General features: G+C 68.8%; 12 protein-coding genes. 9 read left to right on the top strand and 3 right to left on the bottom strand.

All coding sequences use genetic code 11. The features are described 5' to 3' along the window. Positions 1–86: integrase core domain-containing protein (locus tag ACIBI5_RS31015; RefSeq protein ID WP_397251324.1), on the top strand; the 86-nt coding region annotated here is incomplete at its 5' end. A gap of 10 nt (positions 87–96) precedes the next feature. On the opposite strand, the gene ACIBI5_RS31010 is transcribed toward ACIBI5_RS31015, so the two are convergent. Continuing rightward, on the bottom strand, positions 97–1,215 hold the full coding sequence (locus tag ACIBI5_RS31010) for a D-alanyl-D-alanine carboxypeptidase family protein (protein ID WP_397252264.1): 1,119 nt from the start codon (positions 1,213–1,215) through the stop codon (positions 97–99). 83 nt (positions 1,216–1,298) lie between these two features. On the opposite strand from ACIBI5_RS31010, the gene ACIBI5_RS31005 reads away from it, so the two are divergent. Further along, a complete protein-coding gene (locus tag ACIBI5_RS31005) occupies positions 1,299–1,511 on the top strand; it encodes an SCO4848 family membrane protein (protein ID WP_397252263.1) in 213 nt (70 codons plus the stop codon). Here the strand turns inward: ACIBI5_RS31005 and ACIBI5_RS31000 are convergent. Beyond that, on the bottom strand, positions 1,508–2,860 hold the full coding sequence (locus tag ACIBI5_RS31000; RefSeq protein WP_397252262.1) for a peptide ligase PGM1-related protein: 1,353 nt from the start codon (positions 2,858–2,860) through the stop codon (positions 1,508–1,510). The genes ACIBI5_RS31005 and ACIBI5_RS31000 overlap by 4 nt on opposite strands. Positions 2,861–3,341: 481 nt before the next feature. On the opposite strand from ACIBI5_RS31000, the gene ACIBI5_RS30995 reads away from it, so the two are divergent. Next, on the top strand, positions 3,342–4,568 hold the full coding sequence (locus ACIBI5_RS30995) for a M20 family metallopeptidase (RefSeq protein WP_397252261.1): 1,227 nt from the start codon (positions 3,342–3,344) through the stop codon (positions 4,566–4,568). A gap of 394 nt (positions 4,569–4,962) precedes the next feature. Here the strand turns inward: ACIBI5_RS30995 and ACIBI5_RS30990 are convergent, their stop codons facing one another. Next, on the bottom strand, positions 4,963–6,840 hold the full coding sequence (locus ACIBI5_RS30990; RefSeq protein WP_397252260.1) for a Xaa-Pro dipeptidyl-peptidase: 1,878 nt from the start codon (positions 6,838–6,840) through the stop codon (positions 4,963–4,965). A 269-nt stretch (positions 6,841–7,109) separates the two neighbouring features. Between ACIBI5_RS30990 and ACIBI5_RS30985 the strand changes: the two genes are divergently transcribed. The 6 genes from ACIBI5_RS30985 (at position 7,110) to ACIBI5_RS30960 (ending at position 14,149) form a co-directional block, all read left to right on the top strand. Next, complete coding sequence (locus ACIBI5_RS30985; protein WP_184957892.1) at positions 7,110–8,180, top strand: BMP family protein; 1,071 nt, start codon at positions 7,110–7,112, stop codon at positions 8,178–8,180. Positions 8,181–8,456: 276 nt separating this feature from the next. Then, positions 8,457–10,067 carry an ABC transporter ATP-binding protein gene (locus tag ACIBI5_RS30980; protein WP_397252259.1) on the top strand — a complete coding sequence of 537 codons (1,611 nt, stop codon included), beginning with the start codon at positions 8,457–8,459 and terminating at the stop codon, positions 10,065–10,067. Beyond that, positions 10,067–11,206 (top strand): ABC transporter permease, encoded by a 1,140-nt coding sequence (locus ACIBI5_RS30975; RefSeq protein WP_397252258.1) that lies wholly within the window; start codon positions 10,067–10,069, stop codon positions 11,204–11,206. The genes ACIBI5_RS30980 and ACIBI5_RS30975 overlap by 1 nt, the downstream gene beginning before the upstream one ends. Further along, the gene (locus ACIBI5_RS30970) at positions 11,203–12,483 is read left to right on the top strand and encodes an ABC transporter permease (RefSeq protein ID WP_397252257.1); all 1,281 of its coding nucleotides are present in this window, start codon (positions 11,203–11,205) and stop codon (positions 12,481–12,483) included. Before ACIBI5_RS30975 ends, ACIBI5_RS30970 begins: the two co-directional genes overlap by 4 nt. Beyond that, complete coding sequence (locus tag ACIBI5_RS30965; protein ID WP_397252256.1) at positions 12,483–12,878, top strand: cytidine deaminase; 396 nt, start codon at positions 12,483–12,485, stop codon at positions 12,876–12,878. The genes ACIBI5_RS30970 and ACIBI5_RS30965 overlap by 1 nt, the downstream gene beginning before the upstream one ends. Beyond that, entirely contained in the window at positions 12,878–14,149 is a 1,272-nt protein-coding gene (locus tag ACIBI5_RS30960; protein WP_397252255.1) for a thymidine phosphorylase, read from the top strand. Before ACIBI5_RS30965 ends, ACIBI5_RS30960 begins: the two co-directional genes overlap by 1 nt. The last annotated feature ends 64 nt before the right edge of the window (positions 14,150–14,213 follow it).

Raw genomic sequence — 14,213 nt, 5'->3', positions numbered from 1 at the left:
CATGGCTGCACTACTACAACACCCAACGACCCCACACAGCCCTCGGCGGCCAGCCACCCATCACTCGACTGACACCAAGTTCATGACCGAGTACAGCTAGGACCTGGCCCTGCTCCGCCTGCGGAAGATGCCGAAGCCCAGCCACGCCAGCCCGAAGAACAGCCCGCCGCCGATCACGGCCATGCCGACGGTCCGGCTCGTGTCGGTCTGCTTGGCCGCGGCCGAGTCGAGCAGCGGGGCGGCGGCCGGCGGCTGGGAGGCCGTGGCCTGCTGCTGGACGGGATCGGGCTGGGCGGGCAGCGGGTCCACCAGCTGGCCGACGGGCGTGACCTTGCCGCGGGCGGCGAAGCCCCAGTCGAGCAGCTTCTCCACTTCCTCCCAGAAGTAGCCCTCGTGCCGCATGATCGTCACGATGATCGTGCGGCCGTCGCGGCTGGCGGCCCCGACGAAGCTGCCGAGGGCCTTGGACGTCCAGCCGTTCTTGACGCCGACCATGCCCTTGTAGCGCCAGAGCAGCTTGTTGTGGTTGCTGATCTCGTAGAACTTCTTCGGCGCGGGGAATTTGGCGGTCTTAGTGCTGATATATCGCCTGAAATCGGGGTTTGCGAGGCCGGCTCGGGCGATCAGGGCCAGGTCGTAGGCCGAACTGCTCTGGCCGGGCTTGTCCAGGCCGCTCGGCGTCTTGGCCACCGTGTCGTTGGCCTGCAGGCGCTTGGCCTCGGCGTTCATGTCCCGCATGGTCTTGGCCAGGCCGCCGTTGGCCTCGGCCAGGGCCATCGCGGCGTCGTTGCCGGAGGACATCATCAGCGCGCGGAACAGGTCGTGCACCTTGTAGATCGGCTTGGTGGACAGACCGACCGCGGAACCCTCCTGGTTGACGGCGTTGGAGCTCGGCTTGACCGTCTTGCCCGCCTCAAGTTTGGGGATGAGCGTGAGCGCGGTCAGCGTCTTGAGCGTGCTGGCGGGCAGGAAGCGGCCGTGGGGGTTCTTGGCCGCCAGCACCTGCCCGGTCTCCGCCTCCGCGATCAGGAACGACGTGGCCTTGGTCTTGGGCGGGGCCTTGACGCCGTCCGGCACGACGAGCCCGCGGCTGCCGAGCCGGTCGCCGCCGATCGGGCTGCCGGAAGTCGCGGCCGCACCGGCAGGCGCGCCCGCGTATGCGGTCAGAGTGACCGTCGCGAGGAGTGCCGTGGCCGGCACCAGTTTCGTCCACATGGCGGTCTCAGCGTAGCTTCGAGTCGTTGCCCATGTGCGGTCACATCCCCCGATGATCCGCCCCTGATACTAGAGAAGTGGTTATGTCGCGAAAGATCGCCGGATTCCTGGTCGCGCTGGGCGCGTTCATGATCTTCGAGTGGATCAACCTTGGGTTTAACCTGGCAGACGGGCACAAAACCAGCTTTTACGTGGTCCACGGCATCTTGATCGCCGTCAACCTCGTGCTGGCCGTGACCGTGGGAATCATCGGATGGAAGGGTCTCAAGAGCAGCCGCCGGCCGAAGCCCCGCTAGCCGCCGCAGAGGGCGAGCCGCGTGGCCCGGTGGAGCTCGTCGGCCTCGTCGCGCGAGTCGCCGATCGAGGTGAAGCCCAGCTTGCCGTGCTCGGGGATCGCCCCGAGCAGATGCAGCACGTTCCCGGTACGGCGGGCCGCGTCGAACCCGAGCCCGCGCTCCTCCACCATGCGCACCACCTCGCCCGGCGTGCGCCCGCGCAGGCACGCCGCCGAGCAGTTGTCCGTGGCCGTGTAGTACTTCGGCTGCGTGCCGTCCATCAGCAGCCCGGTGGCCGGGTCGTAGGTGGCGCCGGTGGTCAGCAGCGCCGCGCCGAACGGGTGCGTGGTCCCGCCGATCCGCAGGTTGATCTCGCACAGCAGGGCCGCGTACCCGGAGTCGGCCTTCAGTGCGAAGAAGTCCATCCCGAACAGTCCCACCACGCCGCGCTCGGCGAGGATCGCGGCGATCCTGGCGGCCGACTCGCCCACCTCGTGCCGGTACTCGGAGCGGGCCGGGAACGTGCAGCCCTGGTAGACGTCGGCGTTCGCGCCGCCGAGCACCTGGTCGTGGGTGGCCACGACGTCGTGGTGCCCGCCGGGCGTGATCCTTGCCAGCGCGCTGGGGAAGAACAGCGGCCGGTGCTCGATGAACTCCTCCACCACCGCCCCGCGCTCGGAGATCTTGGCGGAGAAGGTCTCCCACGTCTCGCCGTCGGCGGAGAAGCGTGTCCGTGACCAGTCGCTCTTGGTGACGATCGCGTTCCCGAGCCCGGAGTAGCCGTCGTTCAGCTTGACGATGACGCGCTCGCCGGGCAGCGAGAAGACCGCGTCCTCGATCTCGCCCTGGTGGTGCAGGTCGCCGAAGCCGCGCGCCATGGGCACCGCGGCCTCCGTGCCGACCTCGCGGGCGCCGCTCTTGGAGCCGTAGTAGGCCAGCGACATGGCCGGGCCGTAGATGGGCACGTTGAGCGACGACGCCAGCCGTTCCTCCAGGTCGCTCATCACGAACGGGACCATCCAGGCGTCGCCGTCGATCGCCTTGCGTATCCGGCGCAGCGCCTCCGGCCGGGCCAGCAGCGTTCTGGTGAGCGGCTGGGAGCGGGTGTCGTCCAGGCTGATCATCGTCAGTCGCCTGGCGGCGTCATCCGGGTCGGGTAAGAAGCCGAAGTAGTAGGAGACGATGTCCGGATCCACGGGGGCGGAGGAGACGTAGACCACCTTGACCCCGGGCCTGCGGAGCGTCAGCAGGAGGAACAGGAGCCTTTCCTCGTAGCACCTCGCGCCGGTGATACGGCGCAGCTCATCCTGTGGAAGGGAGAGCGAGGGCACGACCACCAGGGTCCCCTCACTCGGCTCGAAGATGCTCAACTGTGCATGCTTCTCCCCGAACGGGATATTAGTGATCATATTGCGAGTGAAACACCTATTTATCGCAAAAGCAGCCATCGCGGCCGTGTCATGACCAAGCCGGAAGGTGACAGGATTCGAAACCGCGCACAAGTTTGGAAGTAGCGACAACGGGTCACCATCTAATGATCCCTTGTGACTATTTCCGGGGTGAGGCCGCCGGTCACACAGCGTGGTGACCTGCGGTTACGGGCATGCCGCCGGCCAACTTTTGGTGTAGTTGTCCACGAGAGGGTCACCCGGAGCGATAAAGTCGAAGCATCGCCATCGGGTGCACGGCTACCGCTGACCCCCAGACCGCGGATGATCGTCCCGATCGGGTGTAGATCACCAAGCGACGCGGCTGCAACCGCAGTGCAAGAAATGACGAAGAACAGCGCAATCGGCTGTGCGAAGCTGGGTAGAGGCGCTCGCACGCCGCTTTTCGACGGGACGGTGAACGATGCGGGGACGTGAGCTGCGGGGGGAACTCGACGCGTTCCTGGCGGAGACGGAAAAGGACCTCGTGGCGTTCCGCCGCGACCTGCACATGCATCCTGAACTCGCCTTCGCCGAATACCGCACGACCCAGCGGATCGCCGAGCGGCTCAGCGCAGTCGGCCTGGTTCCGTCGGTTCTGCCGCGTGGCACCGGCCTGATCTGCGACGTAGGCAGCGGCGACGGTCCGACCATCGCCCTGCGCGCCGACATCGACGCCCTCCCGCTGCAGGACGAGAAGGACACGTCCTACCGCTCGACCGTGCCCGGCGCCTGCCACGCGTGCGGCCACGACGTGCACACCACGATCCTGCTCGGCACCTCGCTCTTCCTGGCCCAGCAGGCCGCGGCCGGTCTGCTGCCCGGCCGGGTCCGGCTGATCTTCCAGCCCGCCGAGGAACTGCCCGGCGGCGCGCTGGAGGTCATGGCGCACGGCGGCATCAGCGGCGTCGACCGCATCTTCGGCCTGCACTGCGACCCGCGCGTCGACGTCGGCCAGATCGGACTCAAAGCAGGCCCGATCACCAGCGCCTGCGACCGGCTGCTCATCCGCGTCTCCGGCCCCGGCGGCCACACCGCGCGCCCGCACCTGACCGCAGACCTGGTGTTCGCGCTGGCCAAGATCCTCACCGAACTGCCCGCCGCGCTCTCCCGCCGCGTCGATCCGCGCTCCTCGCTGAGCCTGGTCTGGGGCAGGGTCGAGGCCGGTTCCGCGGCCAACGCCATCCCCGACGACGGGGTGGCCGAAGGCACCGTGCGCTGCCTCGACGAGAACGCCTGGCACGCCGCCCCCGACCTGATCAAGGCGCTCCTGGAGTCGGTCGCCGGCGCCTACGGCGTCGAGGCCACGATGGAGTACACCCGCGGCGTCCCGCCCGTGGTCAACGACGAGGTCAGCGTCGAGATGCTGGCCGAGGCCGCGGAACGCGCCCTCGGCAGCGCCAGCGTCGTCCCGACCCAGCAGTCGCTCGGCGGCGAGGACTTCGCCTGGTACCTGGAGTCGATCCCCGGCGCCTTCGCCCGCCTCGGCACCCGCTCACCGGAGAACGGCGTCACCTACGACATCCACCAGGGCACCTTCGACGTGGACGAAAGCGCCATCCCCACCGGCGTGCGCTTTATGGCCACCACCGCGCTCACCGCCCTCTGGGAGGGCGCCCCCATCCTCCCTATCACGTCGGCTCTCGCCTGACATTCCTGCTTGTCTTTTACGGCTTCGCCGAGATGACCGCCGCCCGCCGACATCGGCGGGCGGCGGTCCTTTTCACGGTCACCGGGCGCTCAGGCCGAGCACCGCAACGGCCGCCTCCTTGACCCGCACCGGCCCACCATCTTGGTCAGCGCCCCAGGGCCGGCCCTGGGGCCAGCGCCTCGGGGCGGCTCCTTGGCCAAGGCCGAAGGCCCGCCCCTTGGCCGGCGTCGAGGGTCATCCCCGACCCAATGCCGAAGGCCGCCCCTGGCCGGCGCCGGGCGGGTTGCCCGTGCGCCGGCGCCGGGCCCACTCGGGTGCCGGGGTGCGGTGTGCGCAGGGTTGGTAGGGGGTTGTTGGGCGGTTGAAGGGTTCTGGGGCGGAACCCAGGGGGTTGCTAGTTCAGGGAGCCGAAGACGATCGGGAGGCGGAGGGAGGACAGGCCCGGGGTGACGCGGATGTTCGTGCCCGCCGGGTATCGCAGCGTGTAGTCGTAGTCCGTCGACAGGACGACCACACCCAGCTTGTGGCCCTTCTTGAACACGTAGTCCTGCGGCTGGAAGTCCCACGTGAACGTGTACTCCTTGCCCGGCCGCAGCGGCTCCGTCCGGTCCATCCGGTTGCGGTTGCGCGCGTCCAGCCAGCCCCGGGAGACGATCTTGTAGGGCGTCTCGGCCACCGCGTGCGTACGGATCGCGGTGCAGCCGGTGTCACCCGGTACGCCCTGCCCGTAGCACCACGTCTCTCCGGTCGGCACGAGCCCGCCGGTCGGGCGGGAGTCGGTGCCGAAGTCCACCAGCAATGCGGTCAGGTACGGCGAGGCGCCCTTGGTGAACGAGGCCCGCAGCGAGATCTTGGGCGTGCCCGAGACGCGGACGTCGGTCTTGAGTTCCTTGGTCACGTAGGCCAGGCGGTTGGGGTCGGCCGCGGGGACCGTCTCGACGAGCTGCTCCGCCGTACGCGTCTTCTGGTCCACGAACGACTCGCGCGCCGACAGCGGCCGGGGCAGCAGCCCGAGCTTCCCGCCCGAGCCCAGCCACAGCGGGATGTTCGCGCTGCCCGGCACCGGCCACGAGGCGTGCTGACCCCACTGGCCGGGAGCGATCTCGACGTCGGCCTGCGGCTCACGCATGATGCCGCTGTCGATGTTGTAGAGCCATTGGTCGAACCAGCCGTGCAGCTGGCGCAGCCACTCCTTGGCGCGCAGGCTGAACGGGTCGCGGTGGGTGCCCTGGTGCAGCCAGATCTTGCGGGGGACGTTGCGCTTGCCGAGCGCGTCCCACCACTGGACGGCCTGCTTGGTCTTGACGTTCCAGTCGTTGAGCCCGTGGGCGACGAAGACGCTGGCCTTCACCTTGCGCACGTCGTTGAGGTAGTTGCGGGCGTCCCAGAAGGGGCTGTAGTCGCCGGTGATCCGGTCCTGTTCTGCTTCGATGCGGTCCATCAGGGCGCCGCAGACGGCCTGGCCGTTCTGCCTGGTCAGGACGTAGCGGGCCAGCACGTCGGCGTCTTCGCCCTGGTAGCCGCCGGGCGCGAGGACGCCGCCGTTGGCGCGGTAGTAGTCGTACCAGGAGGAGATCGCGGCGATCGGCACGATCGTCTTGAGTCCCTGGACGCCGGTGGTGGCCACGGCGTTGGGCAGGGTGCCGTTGTAGGAGGTGCCGATCATGCCGACGTTGCCGGTGGACCAGGTGGCCGCGACGGGGTTGCCGGCGGCGTCGAAGCCGCGGGCGCGGCCGTTCAGCCAGTCGATGGCGGCCTTCGGGCCGGCGGTCTCGGCGGGGTCGCCGGTGGTCGGGCAGCCGGTGGCGCGGCCGCTGCCGATGTTCTCGACGAGCGCGATGGCGTACCCGCGGGGCACGAAGAAGTTGTCGTAGTAGCCGTCGAACGGCCCGGCGTCCTTCACGGTCAGCAGCGAGCGCAGCGTGCTCGGCAGCGGGTTGCCGTTCTCGTCGACGTCGACGGGGTGGTTGGCGACGTCGTTGCCGCCGGCGTAGTAGGGGCTGGCCTCCATGATCACGGGCACCTTGAGACCCTGGTCGGTCTCCTTGGGCCGCAGGATGTCGACGGCGACCCGGTCGGCCTGGCCGTCGGCGTCGCTGTCGGTTCCGGCGACCTCGACGAAGACGGTCTGGGTGATCGCGTCGGCACGCGAGAAGACGGGTTGTGTCGCGTTGTTCTCGATCTTGATCGTGGGAGTGTCCGCGGCTGCGGGTGTCGCGGTCAGCGACGCGATGAGCAGCAGCGATACGGCTAACGCCGTCCTGCGAAGCATGAGTGGCTCCAGGGAAGTGTGACGACCTACGACCGTAATCTCTGCCACTTGACGAGTCACGGCAAGATCTTGACAACCTCAAAAGTTCGGCAAAGGTTCACTTCCTGGATCCAGGTCACAGACGCGACTGATGTCGGTAACGGAGCGGTTGCGGACCTCTGTACGGTTTGGTATGCGCTGGTCAAGCAACTATCTTCCGAGCAGGGTTGCCGTGCATTTCTTCGCGCCTGCGATGAAGTTTGACGGCGGGGAAATGGAAGGGAGTCGCCTTGCTCAGCAAGCGATTCGGCAAGACGGCGATCGGCACGTTGGCCGGCGCCATGCTTATGGCGGCAGCGGCGTGCGGCGGCAGCGGCGGGGGGACCACCGCGAGCACCGCTCCGAGCAGTGGTGCGGCCAGTGAAGCACCCCAGGAGGGCGCGCTCAAGGTCGGCCTCGCTTTCGACGTCGGCGGTCGCGGCGACAAGTCCTTCAACGACGCCGCCTACGCGGGCCTCGAGAAGGCGAAGACGGATCTGAAGGCCGAGATCAAGGAGCTGAGCCCCGCGGGCGACGGCTCCAACCGCGGTGACCTGCTCCGTCAGCTCGCCGACGCCGGCTACAACCCGATCATCGGGGTCGGCTTCGCCTACGGCGAGGACATCAAGAAGGCGGCGACGGAGTATCCCGAGATCCAGTTCGCGGTCGTGGACTCCGCCTCCAACGCGCCGAACGTGACCGGCCTGCTGTTCGCCGAGGAGCAGGGCTCCTACCTGGCGGGCGTCGCCGCGGCGACCAAGGCCAAGAGCGGCCACGTCGGCTTCGTCGGCGGCGTCGAGAACGACCTGATCAAGAAGTTCGAGGCGGGCTTCGTCGCCGGCGTGAAGTCGGTCAAGAAGGACGCGAAGATCGACATCAAGTACCTCACCCCCGACGGTGACTTCTCCGGCTTCAAGGCCCCCGACAAGGGCAAGGTCGCGGCCGAAAAGATGTTCCAGGACGGCGCGGAGATCGTTTACCACGCCTCCGGCGACTCCGGCCTCGGCGTCTTCCAGGCGGCCGCCGCCGCCAAGAAGAAGGCCATCGGCGTCGACTCCGACCAGCGTCTGACGGTCAAGGAGGCCGACCTGCAGTCGGTCATCATGACCTCGATGATCAAGCGCGTCGACGTCGGCGTGTTCGAGTTCATCAAGGCCTTCCAGGGCGGCGCCAAGGGTGGCAGCAACGTCACCTACGACCTGAAGGTCGACGGTGTGGGCCTGGCCACCACCGGTGGCGAGGTCGACGACATCAAGACCGAGATCGACGCCGCCAGGGAGAAGATTGTCTCCGGCGAAATCCAGGTTCCGTCCAAGCCGTAACCTGGGTAGGAGAATCTCGTTCGAGGGCCCGGGGAGCGGACCCACCGTCCGCTCCCCGGGCCTTTGTTCTATCCACCTTGGCTCGTTGGAGACCCACATGAGTGCGGAGCGAATCCGACGCAGTGAGCGAAGTGGACGGCTGAGGGACGAAGCCGGCCGCGTAGCGAATGAGGAGCGGTGAGCGACCAATGAGCTCGCGAATCCGACGCAGTGAGCGAAGTGGACGGCTGGGGGACGAAGCCGGCCGCGTAGCGAATGAGGAGCGGTGAGCGACCAATGAGTTCCGACACGCTCGCTCCGGCGCAACCCGCCGTCGAGCTGGAGGGCATCACCAAACGTTTCCCGGGCGTCGTCGCCAACCACGACATCCGGATCGCCATCCAGCCCGGCACCGTCCACGCCATCTGCGGCGAGAACGGAGCGGGCAAGTCCACCCTGATGAAGATCCTTTACGGCATGCAGAAGCCGGACGAGGGCCAGATCCGGGTGAACGGCACAGACGTGACCTTCCGCTCGCCCAGCGACGCGATCAACGTCGGCATCGGCATGGTCCACCAGCACTTCATGCTGGCCGACAACCTCACCGTGCTGGAGAACATCGTTCTCGGCGCCGAGCCGAAGCGGGCCGGACGCCTCGACGTGGCGCGCGCCCGCAAGCGGATCAAGGAACTGGCCGAGGCCCACGGCCTGCGCGTCGACCCCGACCGCCTGGTCGAGGACCTCGGCGTCGGCGACCGGCAGCGCGTGGAGATCCTCAAGGTCCTCTACCGCGGCGCCCGCATCCTCATCCTCGACGAGCCGACGGCCGTGCTCGTGCCGCAGGAGGTCGAGGAGCTCTTCGACAACCTGCGCGAGCTCAAGGCCGACGGCCTCACCGTCATCTTCATCTCCCACAAGCTCGACGAGGTGCTCGGCATCGCCGACGCGATCACGGTGATCAGGCGTGGCACCACCGTCGCCAGCCTGCCGCGCAGCGAGATCAGCAGCGCCCGCCAGCTCGCCGAACTCATGGTCGGCAGCGAGCTGCCCACCCCCGAGACCCGCGAGTCCACCGTGACGGAGACCGTCGCGCTGAAGGTCGCCGGCCTGTCGATGGAGTCCGACGGCTACCGTCCCGTCCCCAAGGGCACCTCCGTCCGCCTCTATGTCGACAAGCTCAAGGCCGAGGGCAAACGGCTCCTGCTCGACGACGTCTCCTTCGAGATCCACAAGGGTGAGATCCTCGGCATCGCGGGCGTGGAGGGCAACGGCCAGTCCGAGCTGATCGAGGCCATCATGGGCATCCGCCAGGCGCACGGCGAGATCACCCTGGCCGGCCAGGACATCAGCGCCTGGTCCACGCTCAAGCGCCGCGAATCCGGCATCGGCTACATCCCCGAGGACCGCCACCGCCAGGGCCTGCTGCTCGAAGCCTCCCTCTGGGAGAACCGGGTGCTCGGCCACCAGACGCAGAAACCCGCCAAGAGCGGCATCTGGATCAACCGCCGCGCGTCCAAGGCCGACACCCAGCGCATCATCAAGAAGTACGACGTCCGCACCCCGGGCGCCGACACCCTCGCGCTCGCGCTGTCCGGCGGCAACCAGCAGAAGCTCATCGTCGGGCGCGAGATGAGCGGCGAGCCCGCCTTCCTCATCGCCGCGCACCCCACCAGAGGCGTCGACGTGGGCGCCCAGGCGGCCATCTGGGACCACCTTCGCGACGCCCGTGCCGCCGGCCTCGCCGTACTGCTGATCTCCGCGGACCTCGACGAGCTCATCGGCTTGTCCGACACGCTGAACGTGATCTACCGAGGGCGGCTCGTCGCCCGCCTCGACCCGTCCGACGTCACGCCCGAGCGGCTCGGCGGCTACATGACCGGCGCCATCACCGCCACCGAGGAGATGTGATGCCCGCAGGGCTCTATCGCGCGCTGCTGACCTTGGCGGGCGCGGTCGTCGCCATCGTGCTCGCCATCGCGATCTCCAGCGTGGCGATCCTCGCGGCCGGCGCGAATCCGGCCGCCGCCTTCGCCGCGTTCTTCGACTTCGGCGAGACGACGCGAGCCGTGGTCAACTCGATCACGACGATGCTCAACCGCGCGGTCCCGCTGTTCATCGCGGGGCTCGCGGTCGCCGTCGGCTTCCGGATGAACCTCTTCAACATCGGTGTGGAGGGCCAGTACCGGATCGCCGCCGTGGTGGCGGCCTTCGTGGGCTCGACGTTCGTGGCGCCCGCCTGGATCCAGATCCCGGTGATCATCGTGGTGGCGGCGGCCGTCGGCGGCCTCTACGCGTTGATCCCGGCGGTGATGAAGGTCGGCCGCGGGGTGAACGAGGTGATCTCCACGATCATGCTCAACTACATCGCCATCAACCTCGCGGCCTTCCTCGTCCGCGGGCCGTTCGTCGGTCCGCGGCCGGCCGGACAGCTGACCATTTCGACGCCGCAGCTGCCGGAGTCGGCGTGGTTCCCCAACCTGAACTTCGTCTTCGAGATGTTCGGGCTGCCGGCCCCCCGCGGCGGCGGACTGTGGGGCTTCCTCATCGTGGCGATTCTGCTGGGCATCGGCCTGTGGATCGTGCTGGAGCGCACCCGGTTCGGCTTCGACGTCAAGGCCAGCGGCCTGAACGCCTCCGCCGCCCTGGCCTCCGGCGTCAACCCCAAGAAGATGGTCATCTCGGCCATGGTGCTGTCGGGGGCGATCGCCGGGCTCATCGGCCTGCCCGAGATCCTCGGCTCCACGCACGCCTACAACACGAACTTCACTCCCGGCCTGGGCTTCCTGGGCATCGCGGTGGCGCTGCTCGGGCGCAACAAACCGGCCGGCATCGCGATCGCGGCGCTCCTGTTCGCCTTCCTGGACAGGGCTCAGGGCCCGCTGCAGTTCGCCAACGTGCCGCCCAGCGTCATCGTCATCATGCAGGGCGTCATCGTCCTTCTGGTGGTCGTCTTCAACGAGATCACCAGCCGGATGGCCCTGCGCTCCGAGGAACGGCGGGCCGCCCGCCAACTGGGCACCGACAAGCCTGTTGAGGTGGCAGCATGACGCGGGTCCGCAAGTACCACCTGGCGCTGATCGGCGTCTCCCTGCTGATCCTCATCGTTTCGGTGGTCCGGGTGATCACCGGACACAACGACATCACCTCCTCCGGCACCTTCGCGGCCGCGCTGATGCTGTCCGTGCCGATCGGCCTGGCCGGGCTCGGCGGCCTGTGGGCCGAGCGCGCGGGCGTGGTCAACATCGGCCTCGAAGGCATGATGGTGCTCGGGACGTGGTTCGCCGGCTGGGCCGGATATCAGTGGGGGCCGCTGGCCGCCCTGGTGGCCGGCCTGCTGGCCGGGGCCGTAGGCGGTCTCATCCACGCCATCGCCACCGTCACCTTCGGCGTCGACCACATCATCAGCGGTGTGGCCATCAACCTGGTCGGTCCCGGTATCACCCGGTTCCTGTCGGAGGTCCTCTACAAGGAAGGGACTCCGGCGGCGGAGGCCGGAGCGGGCATCACCACCTCACCGGCGATGTCGGGCGAAGCCTGGCACGGGAGCCTGCCACTGCTCTCCAGCGGCCCCGACCTGTTCGGCATGCTGGAGCGCACTCACTGGTTCCTCATCTCCGACCTGGCGGGAATCCTCGGTGGGCTCACGCGCAACGTGGACGTCCTGGTCATCCTGGCCGTGGCGATGATCCCGCTGACCTTCTACGTGCTCTGGCACACCGCCTTCGGCCTGCGCCTGCGCTCGGTGGGCGAGAACCCGTGGGCGGCCGAGTCGCTCGGCGTCAACGTCTACCGGTTCAAGTACATCGCGGTGGTCATGTCCGGCGCGTTCGCCGGGCTCGGCGGCGTCTTCCTGGTCTTCGTCACCACGAAATACGTCGAGGGCCAGACGCAGGGACGCGGCTTCATCGGCCTCGCGGCCATGATCTTCGGCAACTGGCGGCCGGGCGGGCTCGCGGCCGGCGCGTCGCTGTTCGGCTATGCCGACGGCCTGCAACTGCGCAGCCAGGGCGCCATCACCACGTTCTTCCTGTTCGGCGCGATCCTGCTGCTCATCTATCTCGGCAACAAGATCCGCCTGATGACGCGGCCCGGTCAGCCGGCCGAGCTGGCCGGCCGTACCGCCAAGGACTACACGATCATGGCGGGCGCGGCAGCCGGCGCCGTGGTCCTCATCTGGATGTGGATGGTCATCGACAAGCTGCCGAACGAGTTCGTCTACATCACCCCGCACGTCCTCACCCTGCTCGTGCTCCTGGTCGCCTCGCAGCGCCTGCGCATGCCCAAGGCCGACGGCGTGCGGTACCGCCGGGGGGAACAGCACTGATGAACATCGACTGGGACGGTCTGCGCGACGAGGCGCGGACCGCGATGCGCAACGCCTACGCGCCCTACTCCAAGTTCCCGGTCGGGGCGGCGGCCGTCGTGGACGACGGCCGCGTCGTGACCGGCTGCAACGTCGAGAACGCCTCCTACGGCCTCGGCCTGTGCGCGGAATGCGGCCTGGTCTCCGCGCTGCACGCCTCGGGCGGCGGCCGGCTCGTGGGCTTCACCTGCGTCGACGGCCACGGCGAGCTGCTCATGCCGTGCGGCCGCTGCCGTCAGCTCCTGTACGAGTTCGGCGGCGACGACCTCCTGGTCGAAACCCCCGACGGCCCCAAGCGTATGGCCGAGATCCTGCCGTACGCCTTCGGACCCGACGACCTGACCAAGGGAGCCTGATGGACGCCATCGAGGTCATCGTCGCCAAGCGCGACGGCGGCGAGCTGACCACCGCGCAGATCGACTGGGTGATCGACGCCTACACCCGGGGCGAGGTGGCCCACGAGCAGATGTCCGCGCTGGCCATGGCCATCCTGCTCAACGGCATGGACCGCCGCGAGATCGCCGAGTGGACCCAGGCGATGATCCGTTCCGGCGAGCGCATGGACTGGTCGATGCTCGACCGGCCCACCGCCGACAAGCACTCCACCGGCGGCGTCGGCGACAAGATCACGCTGCCGCTGGCGCCCCTGGTGGCCGCCTGCGGCGCGTACGTCCCGCAGTTGTCCGGGCGGGGCCTGGGCCACACCGGCGGGACGCTCGACAAGCTGGAGTCGATCCCCGGCTGGCGGGCGTCGCTGTCCAACGAGGAGATGCTGGCCGTCCTGCGCGGCGCGGGCGCGGTCATCTGCGCCGCCGGCACCGGCCTCGCGCCCGCCGACAAGAAGCTGTACGCCCTGCGCGACGTCACCGGCACGGTCGAGTCGATCCCGCTGATCGCCTCGTCCATCATGTCCAAGAAGATCGCCGAGGGGACGGGCTCGCTGGTCCTCGACGTGAAGGTGGGCTCCGGCGCGTTCATGAAGACGGTGGAGCGTGCCAGGGAGCTCGCCGAGACCATGGTGGCGCTGGGCTCCGACGCGGGCGTCCGTACCGTGGCCCTGCTGACCGCCATGGACCGCCCGCTTGGCCTGGCCGTGGGCAACGCCCTGGAGGTCGTGGAGTCGGTCGAGGTCCTGGCGGGCGGCGGTCCGTCCGACGTGGTCGAGCTGACGGTACGGCTGGCCCGCGAGATGCTGGAGGCCGCCGGGATCACCGGCAAGGACCCCGAGCAGGCGCTGAAGGACGGCTCCGCCATGGACGCCTGGCGCCGCATGGTCTCCGCCCAGGGCGGCGACCCGGACGCGGTCCTGCCGAAGGCGGCCGAGACGATGACGGTGGAGGCGCCGGAGTCCGGTGTCCTGACGAGGCTGGACGCGTACGCGGTGGGCCTGGCGGCCTGGCGGCTGGGCGCGGGCCGGGCCCGGCAGGAGGATCCGGTCTCCTTCGGCGCGGGGATCACCCTGCACGCCAAGCCGGGCGATCTGGTGCGGGCGGGACAGCCCCTGATGACGCTGCACGCCGACGAGACGGCCCGCTTCGCCCGTGCCCTGGAGGCGCTGGAGGGCGGGTACGCGGTGGGCGCGGCCGGCGGGGAGCAACTGCCGCTGATCATCGACCGTATCGTGTGACGATCGCACATCGACGGGTGACGGATGCCTCTGGGTTCCGTCGCCCGTCGCTCGTTACCGTGGC

The organism is Nonomuraea sp. NPDC050540, from assembly GCF_044457485.1.
Lineage (GTDB): Bacteria > Actinomycetota > Actinomycetes > Streptosporangiales > Streptosporangiaceae > Nonomuraea.
Note: the sequence above shows the minus strand (reverse complement) of the source record. Positions and strands in the feature narration are given on the sequence as shown.

What these genes read in the sequence shown, in the direction of transcription:
- ACIBI5_RS31010 (WP_397252264.1), bottom strand. Translation starts at nt 1,215, where the DNA reads ATGTGGACGAAACTGGTGCCGGCCACGGCACTCCTCGCGACGGTCACT.
- ACIBI5_RS31005 (WP_397252263.1), top strand. Translation starts at nt 1,299, where the DNA reads ATGTCGCGAAAGATCGCCGGATTCCTGGTCGCGCTGGGCGCGTTCATG.
- ACIBI5_RS30995 (WP_397252261.1), top strand. Translation starts at nt 3,342, where the DNA reads ATGCGGGGACGTGAGCTGCGGGGGGAACTCGACGCGTTCCTGGCGGAG.
- ACIBI5_RS30990 (WP_397252260.1), bottom strand. Translation starts at nt 6,840, where the DNA reads ATGCTTCGCAGGACGGCGTTAGCCGTATCGCTGCTGCTCATCGCGTCG.
- ACIBI5_RS30980 (WP_397252259.1), top strand. Translation starts at nt 8,457, where the DNA reads ATGAGTTCCGACACGCTCGCTCCGGCGCAACCCGCCGTCGAGCTGGAG.
- ACIBI5_RS30975 (WP_397252258.1), top strand. Translation starts at nt 10,067, where the DNA reads ATGCCCGCAGGGCTCTATCGCGCGCTGCTGACCTTGGCGGGCGCGGTC.
- ACIBI5_RS30970 (WP_397252257.1), top strand. Translation starts at nt 11,203, where the DNA reads ATGACGCGGGTCCGCAAGTACCACCTGGCGCTGATCGGCGTCTCCCTG.
- ACIBI5_RS30965 (WP_397252256.1), top strand. Translation starts at nt 12,483, where the DNA reads ATGAACATCGACTGGGACGGTCTGCGCGACGAGGCGCGGACCGCGATG.
- ACIBI5_RS30960 (WP_397252255.1), top strand. Translation starts at nt 12,878, where the DNA reads ATGGACGCCATCGAGGTCATCGTCGCCAAGCGCGACGGCGGCGAGCTG.